The organism is Francisella sp. 19X1-34, from assembly GCF_041102755.1.
In the GTDB taxonomy this organism is placed as follows: Bacteria; Pseudomonadota; Gammaproteobacteria; order Francisellales; family Francisellaceae; genus Francisella.
Genome location: NZ_JBGCTX010000008.1, coordinates 33,438 through 49,285, shown reverse-complemented (window position 1 = coordinate 49,285; position 15,848 = coordinate 33,438). Strand labels below are relative to the sequence as shown.

Sequence of the window (15,848 nt, the reverse complement as noted above, 5' to 3'; positions counted from 1 at the left end):
TTTAAAAACGATAAAATACTTGACCAGAATACTTCTTTTATATGATAATGCATTTGCTAAACCCTTGATATTTACTGCCTTTCAACTTTTAAATAACAACGGTTTAGTTATTTTCAATCTAATTTAGATTTTTTGTGCACAGAACCTAGTAAGGAATAATTATTGTCTTATATGAAATACACCTGGTTATTGCTAAGCTTTCTAATAGTAAGTTCAGCAACGGCAGCTTATAATCCTAATAAAATATCAGGTTTTGTAATAAATTGGGGTAGTGGAGCATCAATATTAAAACAAAAACCTTATTCTACTTTAACTTCGGTCAATAATATAGCTTTTGTAACAAATAAAGGAACTTCTTTATATTGGGGAGCTCCTGGAGGGTTAGCTTTGAGTACTACTAAAGTCAAAGATTATATATTGCAAAGCGGTAAGCCAGCAAATAAGTTTATGTTATCTTTTGGAGGATCTACAAATAGTAAAGGATGGGTATACTTTAATCAAAAGAATACTAATGTTAAAGTGATTGTTGAGAGATTATTAGATATTGTTAAGCAGGTGGGTATTGCAGGTATAGATATCGATGTTGATATTCCTAATGCCTCTCCAGTTTTTAAATCGAATTTCCATATGTTTGTATCAGATCTAAGTAGTAGTTTAAAAAAGCAAGGTAAGCTTAATATCCATTGATTTACCACATACAGGAGCATGTGGTGCTTCGGCTAATTCTAATAATAGAATGTGTATACGGCTTAGAGGTTTAAGTCGCTCTTGGGGAACAGCAAGATGGTTTTTCTCTGGAAATTATCGTATTTCACAATATATAGATTATTATAATGTTATGTCATATTCATGGCCAAAAGTTGGTAGTAAGAAAGCACTTATTTATACAAAAAACTCTGTATTATCATATAACAAGCTAGGTGTGCCATTTAGTAAACTTAATATAGGTATTGAAGTTGGAGAAGCAAAAGATAAATCAAATATAGATGATAAGTTTATAAGTGGTGTAATAGCATATGCTAATAAGAATAGTTTAAAAGGAATATTCGTATGGAACTATAATGTTGATTATGCTAACTATGGGAGATATTCAAATTTAAAAGAAGGAGGGGATACTACAGTGGTTCAGGCATTATTGGCACCATAGAACTTATGCTTAAGTTAGAATAGAAAAACTTTAGTATATCTTGATGTAGAGTCTTTTTTAAAGAAATTATCTTTTTGCAAAAGATAATATTAAAAACCTTAGTAATATGTGTTTTAATAATAAAACATACAAAAGGCTAACTGATTCTATGAATTTTCACAAACCCTTATCTAGTGGGAATCTTCATCTTCAAGTAATGCATCAAAATGATTTTGATGAACTATTTAATGTCGCGAGAGATCCTGAAATATGGGAACAACATGATGATAAGCTAAGATATAAAAGAGAAATATTTAAGAAATTTTTTGATAGTGGTATAAATAATCCACAAAATTGTTATTTGATTTACTATAAAGACGAGTTGGTTGGTTCTACAAGATATTATGAGTATGATTCTGTTGTATCATCAATAAAAATTGGTTATACATTTTATGCCAAAAAATATTGGGGAACTGAATTAAATAAGGAAGTTAAAAAACTAATGCTTAGTTATGCTTTTAACTTTGTTAATATTGTCTTTTTTGATGTTTGGGTCAAGAATTTTCGCTCACAAAAAGCGGTGGAAAAGCTAGGAGCGAGCTTATATAAAAGAGATGATCAGCGCGAGAGATTAGTTTTTAAACTGACAAAAGAAGACTGTTTATTAGAACTTTATTAAATTATTTGATTCGTAGAATAAAAAATATAAAACTAAAACTTTTATTTTAAAAGATTATTTTTGGTGTAAACTTTTTAGTAACATTATTACTAAGATAATTGTTTATGCGACGTGATTTACAAAATTGGCTATATGAATACTCATTGAGTCACAAAAATGTTATTAATCAAAAAATCCACACTATTTGTGTTCCAGCAATTACTTTTTCAATTATTGGGATATTATATTCTATTAGTTTTTGGTTAGCTTTGATTCTGATAATACTAGCGTTATGTTTTTATTTTTCATTATCTTTTAAATATGCTTGGATCATGTTAGTAGCAAGTTTGATAATGCTTGGAGTAGCTATTTTTATTCCAAATATTTTATTGATTTCGATATTTATATTTATCATTGGTTGGGCTTTACAGTTCTATGGTCATCATTTAGAGGGTAAAAAGCCATCTTTCTTAAAAGATGTTCAATTTCTACTAATAGGACCGTTATGGGTCATACAGAAGTTTGATAAATAAATTATACAAAAGCCATTAGCCTAATATAGGCATTTAGCGTATTTGAAATATAAAATGAATTTTTAAGAAAAAGTCGAATAAGAAATAAAATTAACCGAAAGCTCTTCTTTGAGCAATTCTTGCTCTTTTTACAGCTGCTCTTTTAGCTATTTTTCTTTTTTCAGTTGGCTTAACATAATGCTGTCTATCTCTAAGCTCTTGCTTGATTCCAGCTTTTTCGCAAGCACGTTTGAAGTTTCTTAAACTAATATCAAAAGGTTTACGTTCGTCAACTCTAATACTTGGCATTATAGTACCTCGATATTTATAGCTTCAGGACCTTTTCTACCTTCTTGAGTTTCAAAAGTAACTTGTTGGCCTTCTAGGATTGTTTCGCCATTTAGTTTTGATATATGTACAAATACATCTTTACCACCATTTTCAGGAGTTATAAAACCAAATCCTTTTTGGTCATTGAAAAATTTTACTGTACCTTGTGATTTATTATCCATTTCTAATTCTCTTTATTTTATTTGGTTAGTTCTTTATATAGCTATTTAAAGCTATTAATCTACGTACGGATTATATGAAATGACAATTTATGAGACTAGCAAAAACTGAAATTAATATACTGAAAATTAAACTCTTTGAAAATTTTCTATCCTTACACCTCTAGTGTAGTATAAAAATATGATAAAAGATATAGCTAGAGATAAAATAATAATCTTAAACAGTAATAGAAATACTTAATCTAATTTTTCTCTTTTGGATTTAAGTAGTTTACTAGAGCTTTGCCATTGCTCTACTCGAGGTTTTAGATCTTGAATTTTATTTTCAAATTCTAGCTCAAGATCAATGTTATATAGATTTGCAATTTCAAGTACACATACAAATACATCAGTTAATTCTGACTTGATTTTTTTATCATCTGAAGTCTCTTCATAGATTTCTTTTTGCATAATTTCATTAGCTAGCTCACCAACCTCTTCAGTCAGAGCGATAAAACTAGCTAATCTTGGGTGAGAAATATTTTTAAAAAGCCTTTCTATAGTATCTTGCGCTTCTTTGATTTGCATGAGATTTAAGAATTAATTTTTATATTATTATTTATTCTACAACACTTATGTCCACAGAAGGGCGTAAAGTTGAACAAACTGCTAAAGCATCGTGAACTGGATGGTTAGCAAACTTTTCAAAAGGAGCGTCTGCACCTGCTTTAGTATTAATACATGGGATAGTTTGCTGCATTAAGTTGTAGTCAAATCTAGGTGCCCATTTACGTGAACCAAGTCTAGCTGTAGTTGAACAGTTATCAACCATATGAGCAACACCTTTGAAGTGCATATATGGGTTTAGAGAATCTACAGCTTCGATAATAGACTCATTAACAATTTCAGAGTAAGCATGGCCTTTTTGAACTAGAACATCAGTTTGAGCCATAATACAAGCAATATAAACACCAGCTGTAATAGGATCAATAGGAGTTGTATGTTGATCACGCTCAGCTCTTACTTTTTCACCAACTTTCCAAAGTTCAGTCTTATCAATTTTACCCATAGGTAGACGATCATGACGTGCACCAGCCATTACAACTGAACGAATTTCATTGCCGCTTTCAACATCTTCATAGCACTCAATTAAGATATCAAATAATGGAGTGTAAGCAGCATTATATGCATTCTCAAATTTTTGTTTATCTTCTGCAGTCTCTAGGCTGTCATATACTTTTCTCAGGCCTTGAGTTGAGATGATTTTAGATATTGGGCCAGTGATTGCTTCAGCAGTACGACGGAAAGCCTCCTCTTTGTCCATACCATTGTCAGTAAAGTAACGATAAAGTACTTCGATGATGCCATGAACACCACCAAGTAAAACACCTCTTTCACCAAAGATGTCAGAACGATATTCCATTTCCATAGTTGTTGGGAAAACAAACGGAGCACCACAAGCGATAGCCCAACCTAGAGCTTGCTCAGTTGCTTTACCGTTAACATCTTGATAAACACCTATACTACTATTGATACCAGCACCATTTATTGTTTTACCTTGCTCATATAAGCGACGAACAGAAGGTCCCATACCTTTAGGGCACATTGCGATAATATTTATGTCATCTCTAATTTTATGATTAATACCTTCAACAAAACCAATTAAGAAACCATGTGAAAAAGCTAATGTTGCTCCAGGTTTAACAGCTGCAAAAATTCTATCATGAAGCTTAGCTTGAGCAGCATCAGATATTAAGATAATAGCCATGTCTGATTCTTTAATAACATCAAACATTTCACCTAAAGTACCATTCTCTTTAGTAAAACCAACTGCCTCAGCTTCTTTTTCTGAGCTTGATCCAGCACGTAAACCAACTTTAACTTTTATATCAGTCCCCTCTAAAGAATCGCGTAAATTTTGTGCTTGAGCTGGGCCTTGAGATCCCCAGCCTATCACACCAATTTGCTTGATTCCTTTAAATGCTTGAGGTAACTTCTCAAATAAATGACGACCGCCTGCAACGATAGTCTCATTATGTCCACCTAAGTTGTATTCTTTAACTTCAAAAATATTACTTTGAATTTTCATGGTATTCTCCAGTTATTTAGGTCTTTTATCGTAAATCTAATTATAAATCTACATAAAGTGTTGCTTGAAATAAAGTGAAAAATTTGCAATTATTTATTGCATAAACTGCAATAAATAGTGTGTATGATTGATAAAAAAGAATTGAATGCTTTTAAAATATTGGCTGAAACTTTACATTTTGGTAGGGCGAGTGAGAAATGCTTTCTAACACCATCAGCTTTAACTCGTCTTATTCAACGTATTGAACAAGAAATGGAAGTAATACTTTTTGAAAGAGATAATAGAAATATTAGACTAACTGATGCAGGTAGAGTCTATTATCAATTTGCCAAAGAAATGCTACAGAAGTATGAGGATCTAAATTGTGTTTTGCACCCTAAAGAAGGACAGATAGTAGGCGATATTAGAATATCTTGTACAGTAACAGCATCATATGTGGTTTTACCCGAGATTATTAAGAAACTACATCTAAGTTATCCTGGTATTAAGATACAGCTAACTACAGGATCAATAAAAAACTGTACTAGCCAGCTTGAAGAAGATGCTTCAGATGTAGTCATAGCGATTCTTTCCAAAGATATTCCTAATAATTTTCGTGTTAATGAAGTTTTAACTACACGGATGGTTATGATTGCTCCAGCTATAAAAAAAATTAAAAACTTAAAGCAAGCTATTAAAGAAATACCTTTTATAAGACCTGCTCATTATATCGGAGGCAGTAATTTAGATGAATGGTTTAATAAGCAAAATTTAAAGCCTGAAATATATGGAGATGTTGATGGTAATGAGGCTATTTTATCATTAGTAGCTTCAGGGATTGGTATATCTGTGCTGCCAGAGGTGATATTAAAACATAGCCACTTATCTAAATCTGTAAATATAGTAGAAACTAATGGTTTACCAGAGATTTTTGTAGGTGTAGTAATGAGGAAAGAAGCTTTAATATCACCTGTTAAAAAAATATTTTGGGAGCTTGTTGAGAAATTAGATATTATCAAAGCTTAAAGTTTAAGATTTTTTATAGGCTAAATAATTTTCAAACATCCTTTTTTAGCATCTATATATTCATAATATGATAGTTTATAATAGCCTAATTAGGTTTTTGACAAGTTTAGTTTAAAGTATGAGTGAAATAATTATAAAAACACCTGAAGAGATTGAGAAAATGCGTGTTGCTGGGAAGCTGGCAGCAGAGGTTTTAGAAATGATTACTCCATATGTGAAAGAGGGGATCACAACTGGAGAGTTAGATAAGATATGTCATGAATATATTATCAATGAGCAAGATGCATATCCAGCGCCTCTTAACTATCATGGTTTTCCCAAATCTATATGTACATCAATAAACCATGTTGTTTGTCACGGTATCCCTGCTGATAAAAAGCTAAAAAAAGGTGATATTTTAAACATTGATGTAACAGTCAAAAAAGATGGCTATCATGGTGATACAAGTAAGATGTTTATGATCGGTGAACCATCAGTAATGGCTAAGAAACTTGTTGAAGTAACACATGAATGTTTATGGAAAGGTATAGAAGTAGTTAAGCCAGGTAATCATTTTGGTGATATTGGAACAGTTATAGAAAAACATGCTAAAAAATTTGGCTATTCAATCGTTGATGCTTTTTGTGGTCATGGTATAGGAGCTAATTTTCATGAGCCTCCTCATGTTATGCATCATGGTGAAGCTGGCTCTGGAGAGATGATTAAAGAAGGTATGATTTTCACTATTGAGCCAATGATAAATGTTGGTAAAAGAGCAGTTTCAGTTTTAAAAGATGGCTGGACAGCAGTTACTAAAGATAGATCCCTTTCTGCTCAATGGGAGCATACTATTTTAGTGACAAAAGATGGTTGTGAAGTCTTAACTTTAAGAGAAGAAGAAAAAATATAAAATGTCACAAAAAGTAACTCAAAAACTTGTAAATCAAAAATGTGAATTATTAAAGTCACAGAATGAAGATATTACTGTTAATAAAGTTAGAAAACTTATTGGTGGTAATATTTCAATTATTGATTTAGTAGAGAAGGTTACTTTATATAAACAAGATAAAAAAAAGGCTCTTATTGAAGCTCAAATAGAAAAAGAGCCTATACGAAGCAAGCCTTTTGATGCATTATTAGCAATAATTCAGTCAACATTAAAAGAGCATTCTGTTGAAGAAAGTCAGATAGCTACTAGCTTACGAAGTAATTTAAAAAAATATATAGATCAGCAAATATCTGAAAAAACTAAAAAACTCAAACAAAAGCAAGTTGAAGTATCTAACAAAAATGATAGTTTGGAAATATCAAATCTAACCTTAAATAGACGTTATAACGAGCTTCTTGAAAAATATAACGAGTTAAAAGAAGAATCATATAGTTTAAAACAAAATTATAATTCAAAATCGATGCGCTTTATTGAGAAAGAGACTGTTGAAAAGACTCTTTTAGCATGGGAAGATTTTAAGGATATCAAAGAGCAGATTTCAAGTTTGGGAGCTTATGCAAAAATGGCTGTATACGATAAGAGAGGATTTATCGCTATAAAATTTCCAGCCACAGATTTTTTAACTCAAGAGTGTCGCTCTGGTGTTAGCAGGTATCTAAAAGCAAAAACAACTTTTGATTATACAATTCAAGCTTGGATTCTTTCTGGATTTACAGATATTATAAAGACATTGGGCTTCCTTCGAAGAAATAAATTTGTTTTTTCGAAGGAGTTAGAAACGATAGCATATCATCGTAAAAAAAGTCTTTGAAATTAAATGTCTTAGTTATTGTTTTTTTAATATAGGTGTTAAGAAAATTTAATCGTAGTTATAGAAAATATTTTTACTTATTTTGGGACGAAGTATATGTAGAGATTAAATGATGGTGATTTAAGATGCAGTTAAAGCTGATTAGACATTAGTTTAGAGAAAATTTAAAGTAGAATTGTCTAGGACAGCTAAGGAATAAATATTACATGAGGGTTTTATTACAAAAAAGTTGTCATTCTGCTGAAGAGTTTTAAATGTATATATAGAGCAATAGATAAGGATCTAGAAAGTATTTTTACAGGAAAATTATTGTGTTTATTACTTCACTCCCGATACTATAAAAACAGGGGTTTTAACAATTCGTTGTCCAGAAGCATTTTTTGGATATTTACTTAAGTTATTATTTACTATTTCTATTATTTTTGTATAGTCATGGTGTGATTGTTGTCTTAAAATTTCTCCTATTCTAGCACCTCCATTTTTAAAATTATTAACAAAAGATTCTGCTGTTTCAATATGCCAATCAATTAAAATTTTTTTTGACTTGATTTCACTAAATCCAACCTTAGTTAATGAGTATAATGCTTGTTTATAATTTGCAAATTTAAAAAATGATGGACCCTCGGGTAGTCCATGAGTTTTAATATTAGCTTCTGAAATTGCATTCATAATTAAGCCAATAGCAGAGCCGTTATCTATATTACCCCATACAGAATAAGTAAACTTACCTGATTTTTTTAGGACACGATAAAATTCTTTTAAAGCTTTTTCAGGGCAGCTAAAATGTAGCATTCCGAAGTTTGTACAGACACCGTCAAACGTACCTGTCTCAAATTGTAATTTTTGAGCATCTCCAACATAAAATTTACTTGTAGGATTTAGTTGTTTAGCTAGAGTTATCATTTCTTTAGAAAAATCAACTCCAATTATATTCAGTTGGTTGTCTTTTGCAATTTCTGTAACATAGCCGGGACCACACGCAACATCTAGTAATAGTTCTGAGTCTGAAAGATTTAGCTCATTTAAAACTGGTAATACAATTTGTTTTGTAGCTATTCCAAAGCCTTCAGCATATTTTTTTCCTATTTTACTCCAAAATTTATGTTCAAATTCATGAAAGTTATTTGTCATTACTTAGTTCCTTTAGTATTTTGAAAATATATATTTATTCTATTATTTTCTATACTTCTCTATAACTTTTTCATAGCAGAGTGTCTTAAGTTCTCTATAGGATAGTGAAATTAAAGACCTATTTATGGCGAATCGAGAGTAATAGCATCACTACAATATTTAATATATAATTTGATTAAAATATTAAATCTTAATAAGACAAATATGGATCTATTCTCAAGTTTAGAAAACCAGCAATCTGTAGGTGAGTTTTCAGAACAGGCATATCTAAACTATTCAATGTATGTAATATTAGATAGGGCATTACCTCATATATCAGATGGCCTAAAACCTGTACAAAGGCGTATTATATACGCAATGAGTGAAATTGGATTAAGTCATCTTTCTAAGTATAAAAAGTCAGCACGTACGGTAGGGGATGTATTAGGTAAATATCATCCTCATGGCGATAGTGCTTGTTATGAAGCAATGGTTTTGATGGCACAAGACTTCTCTTATCGTTATCCTTTTATTGATGGTCAGGGTAATTGGGGGTCTGTGGATGATCCAAAATCATTCGCAGCAATGCGTTATACTGAGTCACGTTTATCTAAGTATGCGGTACTTTTATTAGATGAGCTTAAAAAAGGTACTGTTGATTGGGTTAAAAACTTTGATGGTACTATGGATGAACCTAAGCTTTTACCTGCTCAAGTACCAAATATCTTATTAAATGGTGCTATGGGTATTGCAGTAGGTATGTCGACATATATACCACCGCATAATATTACAGAGATTATTAGTGCTTGTTTGCACCTACTATCAAATCATAAATCTTCAATAGAGGATGTCTTAGAGATTGTTGAAGCTCCAGATTATCCAGGCGGAGCAAATATAATTAGTACTAGAGAAGAAATAGCAGATGTCTATAAATCTGGTACAGGCTCAATTAGGCAACAAGCGGTCTATGATTATGATAGTCATGGGAATGTAGTGATTACAAAGCTACCTCATCAAGTATCAAGTGCCTCTGTAATGGAGCAGATAGCGAATCAGCTTAAACAACAAAAAATTACTTGGATTAAAAATATTCAAGATGAATCTGATGATAAAGAGCCTGTTAAGATAGTTTTATACTCTGGAACTACAAAGAAGAATATCAAGAAGATAATGGGGCACTTATTAGCTACAACTGATCTTGAGAAAAGTTTCCGTGTTAATATGAATATGATTGGCTTAGATTATAAGCCTAAGGTTAAAAATCTATTAGATATATTAAATGAGTGGCTTGAATATCGTAGACAAACTTTACGTAGAAGGTTACAAACCAGTTTGGATAAGGTACTTGCACGTTTACATATTTTAGAAGGTTTACTCATAGCATTTTTAAATATCGATGAAGTTATTGATATTATCAGAAACTATGATGATCCAAGTATTGAATTACAAAATAGATTTTCTCTTTCAGAGATTCAAGCTGAAGCAATTTTAAACATTAGGTTGCGTAAGTTAGCAAAAATTGAAGAAATTGAGATTAAAAAAGAGCAGAAAGAACTAGCTAAAGAAAAAGAGCTTTTAGAGGGGTATTTAAATAGCGAAGTTAAGTTTAGAAACTTAATGAAGAAAGAGTTTAAACAAATATTAGAAGACTTTGGCGATGATAGACGCTCTCAAATTATACATGCAGAAAAAGCACAGGCATTAGAAGAAAAAGATTTAATACCTAGTGAAAAAGTTACAGTAATATTATCAAAAGCTGGGTGGGTTAGATGTGCTAAGGGTGATAATATCGATCCTAAGGGCCTAAATTATAAGCCTGAAGATAAACCATTTCTCGCTGTTTCAGGTAATAGCAATATTAAAGTGGTATTTTTCACAAAGCTTGGTAAAGCATATTCAATGTATATTGATAAGTTTCCTTCAGCTAGAGGTTATGGTGAGCATATAACTACATATATTCCATTAGATAAGAAAGATGAGATTATTAATATGGAATTTGTTAATACAGCTTCACACTTTTTGATTGCTAGTGTTAGCGGTAAAGGTTTTGTCATTGCTGCAGAAGATCTTATTACAAATAAGGTTACAGGTAAAAATATCTTTGATGGCGATGATGTATTTAAATTTATACCTTTTGCTGAAGATTTTAAGATGTTAGGTGTAAGCTCTAATGGTAGGACAGTAATTCGCGATTTTGCTAATTTTGCTGTACTTAAAAAAGGTAAGGGTAAGTCTATTATTAGACTTGATAAAAAAGATAAGCTTAAATTTGTAGAACTACTAAGTTCAGAGCAAGAAGCTATCTTAAATGCAGGTAAAAGGTTCATACGCATAGATAATAAAAATATAGATACATATCTAACTGATAAGCCTTCTGGTGGAGGGGTACTCTTACCACAAGGATTTAGAAAAGTAACAAAAATAGAGATAGAGGGTAAATAGAGTGAAAAAAATAGCAATTTTGGGTGCTATGGAAATAGAAATCCAACCAATATTAGAGAAGCTAGATAGCTATGAGACAGTTGAATATGCAAATAATAAATACTATTTAGCGACATACAAAGATAAAGAGCTTATTATTGCTTATAGTAAGATTGGCAAAGTATTTTCAACTTTAACAGCAACGATAATGATAGATCATTTTGGCGCAGAGGCTTTACTATTTACAGGTGTTGCAGGTGGTTTGCAAGAGCTAAAAGTAGGTGATATGATTGCTGCAACAGCAACTGTCCAGCATGATGTGGATATTACAGCATTTGGCTATCCGCATGGTAAGATTCCAATATCAGAAGTACAAATTAAAACTTCAGATATGCTGCTTGATCACGCTAAAAGTGTTGCAAAAGATCTAAGCCTTGAACTTCATACTGGGATAATAGCTACTGGAGATCAGTTTATTAGTTCAGCTGCGAAAAAAGATTTTGTTGTTGGTGAGTTTGATGCAAAGGCAATAGAGATGGAAGGTGGTAGTGTAAATCTTGTATGTAACGAGATGAATGTTCCAAGCTTAATTTTAAGAAGTATCTCAGATACTGCAGATGGTGATGCACCAGAAAATTTTGAAGAGTTTGCAAAAAAAGCGGCGCAGAATTCAGCAGACTTTGTTATAAATTTAGTTGAGAGAATATAAGGCTAGATTAAACCTAACCTGGAATTATCAATTTATAAAATATCTCGTAGAGTCACAAAATATTTACTATAGTTTTAGTAATATCTTATTCTATAGTTATCTTTCTTGTTTTTAGATGAGTGATATATGATTACTGATCTTATTATCTCAATAACACAGATTATTAGTAAAACAGGATCAAGAAAGTAATTCCAAATATTAGCTTGTAATATATGGGTAACAAACATTGCTGATGATAAAACAATTATAGTATTAAATAATACAAATCTTTTAGATATAGATAGTAGTATCAACGCATATATAAATATAAAAGCTGTAACTATATATGGCCAAAAGCCAAAATCATAAAGTTCATACGAAGATATAAAGAACAAACTATAAAAAATAACTAATATCGGTAAAAATGCCAAGCTAGTATATGTGAAAGTGGTAGCTTTATTACTTATAAATATTGAGCTAATAATAGCTACTAAAAATAGCAAAGATGAAAAGCTAAAATAGCTTGTAACACCAGTAATAAAATAATAGATAGTTTCACTATCTGAAGTTACACTTATTAAATTTAGAGCTAATAAAATAATCGTTAGTATTACCAGTACTTTCTTTTGTAAAAATCCTAGTAGTCTAAGAAAGATATATATAGTAAAAAGATTTGCTGCTAGAAGGTTATAATAATTAAGCATTAGTTTTCTCTCCTTTAATCTCAACAACTCTTATAGTTTTCTTTAGCTTATCTGAGAATGATAGAATAATACTATCTTTATAAAAAGTAAAAGCAGGGTAAGATAGCTCACCTTTGGCTTTGTTTGGGAAAGTGTATATATTTTTCCAGTTTTGAGAGTTATCTGATTTATAAGCTAAGCTAAGATTTGATCTACCAGAGCTAGCATCATTATAAGCTAGAAGTATGCCATCTTTAGTTTTTATAGCAGCTATTCCTGAGTCTGGATTATTAAGTTGTGTAGGTTTTACTTTAGTCCATGTTTGTCCACTATTATCTGTTTGGTTCGCGTAGATTTTTTTAATCGAGCTATGCATCTGTCTATAAAAAGCCAAAGCATGTGTTTTTGATATAGCAACTACCGTTGGCTGTAAGTTTACGCCATCATTAGTCATCTCTGATACATTTATAAGATGCCCACTATTGTTAAAGATAAACCATCTCCCATTAAGATTATTAAATTCTTTATATACTGGTACAGCAAAATTGCCATTATCCAATTTAATAGCAGAACCTCTAGTAAGAGTACTGAAATTAAAAACAGGTGAGGCAATAACTAGTTTAGGTTTACTCCAGGTTTTGCCTAGGTCTGTTGAATACATAGTATTTAAAGAAGATGTAACCCAACCACCTGTGGATGAAGTAAATATTAGCCATATTTTCTTGCCATGGGCATATATGATTGGGTTTCCTAAGTGATGAATATGTTTTTTAAATATAGACTGAAATTCTTGAGGGTTCATAACAGATCTTGCTTTAGAAAATTTCCAATGCCCATTTATCTTTTTAGCTGTTGCGAGCATTATATTTGTGTTAGGAGCTGTCTCATGATCACCACTATACCAAGTTACAAAAAGCGTATTGCCTGAGGTCGTTACTGATGATGCGTGGTTATATTTAAAATAGTCTAAATTAGCAATAGTGTTTACATTTATATCTTTTGAAAAAATTTCATTTGATGGAGGTGAGATCGAGAAATCATAACTATGTTGATTATTAAAACTGTAAAAAGTAATCACCAAGATTAAATATATAAAAGCAAATATAATGACTAAACTCAGTTTGTTTTTCATATTTTAGAATAAATTAAATAATATCTATTTTTATAATTGTAATCTAACCTAGGGTAAATTTACTAATTTTTAGTATATTTGATGCTTAAAATCTGAAGTTTTGCTGAAATAATAAATTTTCTAAATATGATTGACTGATTTATTATCTATAACCATTAGTTTTTTGCCTTTAATAATGTTAGTATTTTTAGCAAAATAAATTTCTAATAATTAAGTTATTGTGATTAATAAAAAATTTGTAGCAAGTTGTTTATTATTTTTATCTGTAGGTGTTGGATATAGCCTTACCACTGAGCAAATACAAGTTTCAAAGCAAGCATTGAAAGATTTAGAATCAAAGGATTATAAGTCTTATTATTACCTTAAATCTAAGCTTCAAAATACAAGTATTTATCCTTATTTTCAATATAAAGAAATTAGTAGTGATCCAGAGATTTTTAAGCAATCTACAATTGATGAATACTTTAAACAAAATGATAATAAATATTGGAAAGATAGGCTTTCTGATGATTTAGCAGAATATTACGCACAAAAGCAAGATTGGAAGCTTTTTAAAAAGTATTATAAAGGTGATTTGGGTATCTCGGGTAAATGCTGGAATATGCAAGCAGAATACGCCTCTGGAGATAAAACTCAAGCATTGAAAGAGTTTGCTAACTTATGGCAAAGTCGTGTATATATGCCGTCTGGTTGTTCAGATATGCAAAAGTACTGGAATAAATCAGACTATAAGCCAAAAGCTTACATAGTTAATAAGGCTTATACTCTTGCATTTGCTAATAAGTTTCATGATAGTCTTTGGTTGTTGGATACTTATGTGAAAAATAATCATGATTACGTTAGGTATATAACAGCATGGCAGCAAGCAATAAAAAATCCTGCTAAGTTAGATCAGTTTATTAATAGGTTTCATAATTATAAGCATTTTGATGAAGTATTTTTTGATATATCTAAAAGTATTCTTAATAAGAGCCCAACTAAGTATGCAAGAATTTGGGATAATCTAAAGAATAAAAGGTATTTGAATAAAAAAACTAAACAAGAATGTATTTCAATAATTGCGGTTAGTTTTGCAAGGTCTCAGTCGCCTCAGGCAAAACAGTGGTTAGCAAAAGTTGATAAGAGATACTTAGATACAATAGCATGGGAGTGGTTACTAAGAGTAGAGCTATATAATAATAACTTTGCAGGTTATATAAAAACATATTATCAGCTACCAAAAAAATCTCAGCAAGATCAAGCTTGGAAGTATTGGTTAGCTTATAGTTATGATAAAGAAGGACAATCTGCAAAAGCTAAGAAAATATATGCAGAGCTAATAAAAACACCATTAAATTACTATTCATTCTTAGCATCTGATAAGCTTAGTAAACCGTACAATTTTGGTAACAATATTGCTGATAGACTAACTAATAATGAAATTAAAAAATTACGATCTCAAGATACTACTGAACAGGCGATAGATCTATATCAAATTGGTCAATATAAAGATTCTAAAAGTATATGGCGCTGGAGTATAAGAAATAAACTAAAAGCAAATCAAATCACTGAAATTAAAGAACTTGCACGTTTAGCGGAAGATAAGCATATGTATTATGCAGCTATCTTTAATATGGCTGTGATTGGGAAATATAATAACCTTGATATACTTTTCCCTAAGGCATTTATAGATATTGTTGATAAAAATACTAAAAAATTTGGTATCGATAGAGATTTAGTGCTTTCTATAATGCGCAAAGAGTCTCTATTTGATATTCAAGCAGGATCTTGGGCTGGTGCGAAAGGCTTGATGCAAGTTACTGAGCCTACAGCTAAATTTATTGCTAAGAAATATAAACTTTCTTTAGTTGGAAGTAAGTCTGAAAGTATGAATACCAAAATATTCTATCCTCAGAATAATATTAAATTAGGTACAGCAAATTTATATTTCTTAGAGAAGTTGTTTGATAAAAATACAGTGCTTGGAATAGCAGCTTATAATGCTGGACCAGGTAATGTAGCTAAATGGTTAAATAAAAAAGAAGTCCCAGCATCAATTTGGATAGAAAATGTTCCATTTGGTGAGACAAGACATTATATAAGAAAAGTATTAATGTACATGATAGTTTATAACAACTTCATTTTTAAAGATAAGAAGAATCATATTAGTACATACTTAAATAATAAACTATCTGAGAAACAGAGTTTTAGGAAATAG

Annotated in this window: 17 protein-coding genes; 10 read left to right on the top strand and 7 right to left on the bottom strand. The window is 30.8% G+C overall.

Annotation, left to right across the window (positions count from 1 at the left end; translation table 11 throughout):
• Nucleotides 1-171 precede the first annotated feature (171 nt).
• From AB8E56_RS02390 to AB8E56_RS02375, 4 genes are all read left to right on the top strand, one after another.
• A complete protein-coding gene (locus AB8E56_RS02390) occupies nt 172-687 on the top strand; it encodes a glycoside hydrolase family 18 protein (RefSeq protein ID WP_329477586.1) in 516 nt (171 codons plus the stop codon).
• Between the two features lie 49 nt (nt 688-736).
• A complete protein-coding gene (locus AB8E56_RS02385) occupies nt 737-1,147 on the top strand; it encodes a hypothetical protein (RefSeq protein ID WP_329477584.1) in 411 nt (136 codons plus the stop codon).
• A gap of 148 nt (nt 1,148-1,295) precedes the next feature.
• Nucleotides 1,296-1,805, top strand: a complete 510-nt coding sequence (locus AB8E56_RS02380) for a GNAT family N-acetyltransferase (RefSeq protein WP_329477582.1) — start codon at nt 1,296-1,298, stop codon at nt 1,803-1,805.
• Between the two features lie 104 nt (nt 1,806-1,909).
• Nucleotides 1,910-2,317, top strand: a complete 408-nt coding sequence (locus AB8E56_RS02375; RefSeq protein ID WP_329477580.1) for an Mpo1-like protein — start codon at nt 1,910-1,912, stop codon at nt 2,315-2,317.
• A gap of 90 nt (nt 2,318-2,407) precedes the next feature.
• Here AB8E56_RS02375 and rpsU read toward each other — a convergent pair whose 3' ends face one another.
• From rpsU to AB8E56_RS02355, 4 genes are all read right to left on the bottom strand, one after another.
• Nucleotides 2,408-2,605 (bottom strand): 30S ribosomal protein S21, encoded by a 198-nt coding sequence (rpsU, locus tag AB8E56_RS02370; RefSeq protein WP_072713135.1) that lies wholly within the window; start codon nt 2,603-2,605, stop codon nt 2,408-2,410.
• Nucleotides 2,605-2,808: a cold-shock protein gene (locus AB8E56_RS02365; RefSeq protein WP_072713134.1), complete on the bottom strand. Its 204-nt coding sequence runs from the start codon at nt 2,806-2,808 to the stop codon at nt 2,605-2,607. The genes rpsU and AB8E56_RS02365 overlap by 1 nt, the downstream gene beginning before the upstream one ends.
• Before the next feature lie 234 nt (nt 2,809-3,042).
• On the bottom strand, nt 3,043-3,372 hold the full coding sequence (locus AB8E56_RS02360) for a MazG nucleotide pyrophosphohydrolase domain-containing protein (RefSeq protein WP_329477572.1): 330 nt from the start codon (nt 3,370-3,372) through the stop codon (nt 3,043-3,045).
• Between the two features lie 31 nt (nt 3,373-3,403).
• The gene (locus AB8E56_RS02355; protein WP_329477570.1) at nt 3,404-4,873 is read right to left on the bottom strand and encodes a ketol-acid reductoisomerase; all 1,470 of its coding nucleotides are present in this window, start codon (nt 4,871-4,873) and stop codon (nt 3,404-3,406) included.
• Nucleotides 4,874-4,996: 123 nt separating this feature from the next.
• Between AB8E56_RS02355 and ilvY the strand changes: the two genes are divergently transcribed.
• The 3 genes from ilvY (at nt 4,997) to AB8E56_RS02340 (ending at nt 7,617) form a co-directional block, all read left to right on the top strand.
• A complete protein-coding gene (ilvY, locus tag AB8E56_RS02350; RefSeq protein ID WP_329477568.1) occupies nt 4,997-5,878 on the top strand; it encodes an HTH-type transcriptional activator IlvY in 882 nt (293 codons plus the stop codon).
• A 118-nt stretch (nt 5,879-5,996) separates the two neighbouring features.
• Nucleotides 5,997-6,767 (top strand): type I methionyl aminopeptidase, encoded by a 771-nt coding sequence (map, locus tag AB8E56_RS02345; RefSeq protein WP_329477566.1) that lies wholly within the window; start codon nt 5,997-5,999, stop codon nt 6,765-6,767.
• Nucleotide 6,768: 1 nt separating this feature from the next.
• Nucleotides 6,769-7,617 carry a hypothetical protein gene (locus tag AB8E56_RS02340; protein ID WP_329477565.1) on the top strand — a complete coding sequence of 283 codons (849 nt, stop codon included), beginning with the start codon at nt 6,769-6,771 and terminating at the stop codon, nt 7,615-7,617.
• A gap of 318 nt (nt 7,618-7,935) precedes the next feature.
• Here the strand turns inward: AB8E56_RS02340 and AB8E56_RS02335 are convergent, their stop codons facing one another.
• Nucleotides 7,936-8,748: a class I SAM-dependent methyltransferase gene (locus tag AB8E56_RS02335; protein ID WP_329477563.1), complete on the bottom strand. Its 813-nt coding sequence runs from the start codon at nt 8,746-8,748 to the stop codon at nt 7,936-7,938.
• A 204-nt stretch (nt 8,749-8,952) separates the two neighbouring features.
• On the opposite strand from AB8E56_RS02335, the gene parC reads away from it, so the two are divergent.
• The gene (gene parC, locus AB8E56_RS02330; protein ID WP_329477561.1) at nt 8,953-11,169 is read left to right on the top strand and encodes a DNA topoisomerase IV subunit A; all 2,217 of its coding nucleotides are present in this window, start codon (nt 8,953-8,955) and stop codon (nt 11,167-11,169) included.
• Nucleotide 11,170: 1 nt separating this feature from the next.
• Nucleotides 11,171-11,857: a 5'-methylthioadenosine/adenosylhomocysteine nucleosidase gene (locus AB8E56_RS02325; RefSeq protein WP_329477559.1), complete on the top strand. Its 687-nt coding sequence runs from the start codon at nt 11,171-11,173 to the stop codon at nt 11,855-11,857.
• Between the two features lie 74 nt (nt 11,858-11,931).
• Here the strand turns inward: AB8E56_RS02325 and AB8E56_RS02320 are convergent, their stop codons facing one another.
• Both AB8E56_RS02320 and AB8E56_RS02315 read right to left on the bottom strand, forming a co-directional pair.
• Nucleotides 11,932-12,540, bottom strand: coding sequence for a hypothetical protein (locus AB8E56_RS02320; protein WP_329477557.1), 609 nt, complete (start codon nt 12,538-12,540; stop codon nt 11,932-11,934).
• Nucleotides 12,533-13,651, bottom strand: a complete 1,119-nt coding sequence (locus tag AB8E56_RS02315) for a sialidase family protein (protein WP_329477555.1) — start codon at nt 13,649-13,651, stop codon at nt 12,533-12,535. Before AB8E56_RS02315 ends, AB8E56_RS02320 begins: the two co-directional genes overlap by 8 nt.
• Nucleotides 13,652-13,871: 220 nt before the next feature.
• Here AB8E56_RS02315 and AB8E56_RS02310 point away from each other — a divergent pair, with 220 nt between their 5' ends.
• Nucleotides 13,872-15,848 carry a transglycosylase SLT domain-containing protein gene (locus AB8E56_RS02310; RefSeq protein ID WP_329477553.1) on the top strand — a complete coding sequence of 659 codons (1,977 nt, stop codon included), beginning with the start codon at nt 13,872-13,874 and terminating at the stop codon, nt 15,846-15,848.